The sequence below is a fragment of the Micromonospora sp. URMC 105 genome (genome assembly GCF_051386295.1).
GTDB lineage: Bacteria > Actinomycetota > Actinomycetes > Mycobacteriales > Micromonosporaceae > Micromonospora.
This window is the reverse complement of sequence record NZ_JBPQTL010000223.1, coordinates 1-458: the sequence shown is the minus strand read 5'-3', so window position 1 is coordinate 458 and position 458 is coordinate 1. Positions and strand designations below refer to the sequence as shown.

At 77.7% G+C, this 458-nt stretch carries 1 pseudogene; it reads right to left on the bottom strand.

Annotated features, from left to right (window positions below):
- Positions 1-115: 115 nt before the first annotated feature.
- Positions 116-458: pseudogene (locus ACSNN7_RS29050) on the bottom strand (tetratricopeptide repeat protein); the annotation flags it as partial.

The window sequence follows — 458 nt, the reverse complement described above, 5'->3', positions numbered from 1 at the left end:
CCGCGCGCACTTTCAGAGAAAGCGTGCCTGTCCGGCGCCGAATGGCCACGCTTTCTCCGAAAGTGGCCCCGGCTGCCGGCGTCGGCGGCGGGGGTGCGGGCCTGGCGGGCGGGGGTCAGCGGCGGCGGGTGCAGATCTGGCGGGCGCGGGCGACGGTGTCGGTGGACCAGACCACCGCGACGGTGAAGCAGTAGTCGTTGGTGCGGTCCAGGCCGTAGACCACGAAGCTGTTCGTCCCGGCGGGCAGTTCCTGGAAGGCGCGCGGGTCCTGCCCGGCGCGCCCGCCGGAGATGACCACCGGCCCCTCCGCGCCCGCCGGGTACTCCCAGTCCAGGGCGATGTTGTCCCGCCGGTCGCGCAGGGTCACCCGGCCCGGCGGGGTGCCGGGCGGGGCGGCGGCCCCGGCGCTGGGTGACGCGGGCGCCGGGGCGGCGCTCGCCGGCGGGCCGGTGGGGGAG